2 rRNA genes are annotated in these 3263 nt (G+C 49.3%); both read right to left on the reverse strand.

The window, feature by feature from the left end:
- A 5S ribosomal RNA gene (gene rrf, locus LQ201_RS25565) occupies window positions 1-109 on the reverse strand; the annotation flags it as partial.
- A 141-nt stretch (window positions 110-250) separates the two neighbouring features.
- Window positions 251-3127, reverse strand: a 23S ribosomal RNA gene (locus LQ201_RS25570).
- Window positions 3128-3263: the final 136 nt, after the last annotated feature.

A 3263-nucleotide genomic window follows, 5' to 3' on the forward strand; every position in this document is an offset into this window, starting at 1 on the left:
TGGCACCGACCTACTCTCCCACGTGTTACCGCAGTACCATCGGCTCTGGTGGGCTTAACTTCTCTGTTCGGAATGGGAAGAGGTGGACACCACCGATATAGGCACCTAAATGTTTTTATTTGAGCTGAAAGGATAAAGCTCAAAGCTTAAAGCTACTGTATTCCGCTTTAGTCTTTAGTCTTTTAGCTTTCCGCTTAAATGACATATTATTGAAAGAAGTTATTATGAAGAACAAACAACAGTCTGTTTGCTTTGAAAGCTTCGGATGATTAGTACTACTCGACTGTGGTGTCGCCACCTTTACATCTGTAGCCTATCAACGTAGTAGTCTGCTACGGTCCTATATGGAATTCTCATCTCGTGGCTAGTTTCGCACTTAGATGCTTTCAGCGCTTATCTATTCCCAGCGTAGCTACTCTGCAATGCCCCTGGCGGAACAACAGATTCACTAGAGGCTAGTCCAACCCGGTCCTCTCGTACTAAGGTCAGCCCCACTCAAAATTCCTACGCCCACAACAGATAGGGACCGAACTGTCTCGCGACGTTCTGAACCCAGCTCGCGTGCCACTTTAATCGGCGAACAGCCGAACCCTTGGGACCTTCTCCAGCCCCAGGATGTGACGAGCCGACATCGAGGTGCCAAACCTCCCCGTCGATATGAGCTCTTGGGGGAGATCAGCCTGTTATCCCCAGCGTACCTTTTATCCTTTGAGCGATGGCCCTTCCATGCAGAACCACCGGATCACTATATCCGTCTTTCGACCCTGATCGACTTGTCTGTCTCACAGTCAAGCAAGCTTATGCTATTGCACTCCGCGTACGGTTACCAAGCGTACTGAGCTTACCTTTGAAAGCCTCCGTTACCTTTTTGGAGGCGACCACCCCAGTCAAACTACCCATCAAACAATGTCTCCCACATTATGGGATTAGACACCGAATACAGAAAGGGTGGTATTTCAACGTTGGCTCCACGACGCCTAGCGACGCCGCTTCAAAGCCTCCCACCTATCCTACACATCCTGTATCCAATGTCAATGTTAAATTGTAGTGAAGGTGCATGGGGTCTTTCCGTCCCGTTGCGGGTACCCGGCGTCTTCACCGGGACCACAATTTCACCGAGCTCATGGCTGAGACAGCGCCCAGATCGTTACACCATTCGTGCAGGTCGGAACTTACCCGACAAGGAATTTCGCTACCTTAGGACCGTTATAGTTACGGCCGCCGTTTACTGGGGCTTCGATTCAATGCTTCTCCTTGCGGATGACATCCCCTCTTAACCTTCCAGCACCGGGCAGGTGTCAGGCCTTATACCTCATCTTTCGATTTTGCAAAGCCATGTGTTTTTGTTAAACAGTCGCCTGGGCCTTTTCACTGCGGCTTACATTGCTGCAAGCGCCCCTTCTCCCGAAGTTACAGGGCCATTTTGCCGAGTTCCTTAGCCATGATTCACTCGAGCACCTTAGAATCCTCTTCCCGGATACCTGTGTCGGTTTGCGGTACGGGTTTTTATAACCTGAAGCTTAGCGGTTTTTCTTGGAAGTCTGATTACCTGCGCTATCCGCTTACCCGAAGGCTTGCGGTACTATCGACTTTCAGCTAGATCGGCGGATTTGCCTACCGTTCTAATACCTACTGTCTTTAACGATCTATTCCGTCAGATCGCGGCAGTGTCACTACTCCGTCCCCACATCGCAGTTATAAAAAGTACTGGAATATTAACCAGTTGTCCATCGAATTTCCCCTTCGGGTTCTCCTTAGGTCCCGACTGACCCTGATCCGATTAGCGTTGATCAGGAAACCTTATCCTTTCGGTGGGCGGGTTTCTCTCCCGCCTTATCGTTACTTATGCCTACATTTGCTTTTCTAGAAGCTCCAGCACCCATTACCAGATACCTTCGCTGCCGCTAGAATGCTCCCCTACCGATATATTTCAATCCCATAGCTTCGGTGAACAGTTTAATGCCCGTTTATTATCCATGCCCGATCGCTCGACTAGTGAGCTGTTACGCACTCTTTAAATGAATGGCTGCTTCCAAGCCAACATCCTAGCTGTCTGTGCAATCGGACCTCGTTAGTTCAACTTAACTGTCACTTGGGGACCTTAGCTGATGGTCTGGGTTCTTTCCCTCTCGGCGCGTGACCTTAGCACCCCGCGCCTCACTGCAGATCATATTTCATAGCATTCGGAGTTTGTCTGGATTTGGTAGGATTTGACTCCCCCGCACCCAATCAGTAGCTCTACCTCTATGAAACTTAATATCCACGCTGTTCCTAAAAACATTTCGGGGAGTACGAGCTATTTCCCAGTTTGATTAGCCTTTCACCCCTACCCACAGATCATCCGGAAACTTTTCAACGTTTATCGGTTCGGTCCTCCAGTACGTGTTACCGCACCTTCAACCTGTCCATGGGTAGATCACAAGGTTTCGCGTCTACCCCCTCTGACTATACGCCCTATTCAGACTCGCTTTCGCTTCGGATCCGTGCCTGAAGCACTTAACCTTGCCAGAGAGGAGTAACTCGTAGGCTCATTATGCAAAAGGCACGCCGTCACACCACTTGGATGCTCCGACCGCTTGTAAGTACACGGTTTCAGGTTCTATTTCACTCCCCTGTTCGGGGTTCTTTTCACCTTTCCCTCACGGTACTGGTTCACTATCGGTCTCTCAGGAGTATTTAGCCTTACCGGATGGTGCCGGCAGATTCCCACAAGGCGTCTCCGACCTCGCGGTACTCAGGATACTGCTAGGCCAGCATTCTATACGTGTACCGGGCTATCACCGTGTATCGCTGGGCTTCCCATCCCATTCCACTTCTGTTTGCTGATGCCATGTTGCAGTCCTACAACCCCAGTCATGCCGTAACAAGACTGGTTTGGGCTCTTTCCCTTTCGCTCGCCACTACTTAGGAAATCATTGTTATTTTCTCTTCCTCTGCTTACTTAGATGTTTCAGTTCGGCAGGTTTGCTCATTATATGTGACATGTCTTCAACATGCCGGGTTGCCCCATTCGGAAATCTTCGGATCAATTCCTATTTGCAAATACCCGAAGCTTATCGCAGCTTATCACGTCCTTCATCGCCTCTGAGAGCCAAGGCATCCCCCGTGTACTCTTTATTACTTTCTTCTACTCATACGCCTTTTGCGCCGTATGGTATGCTTTTTTTGCTCTTGTTATGATGTCTCATACCTTCCTTTGAGTTGCCTCTAGGGTCGGTGAGCACAAACACAACAGTCGCCTATTGTTGTTTGCTCTTCTTTTT

The organism is Pedobacter sp. Bi126, assembly GCF_918698245.1.
Classification (GTDB): Bacteria; Bacteroidota; Bacteroidia; order Sphingobacteriales; family Sphingobacteriaceae; genus Pedobacter.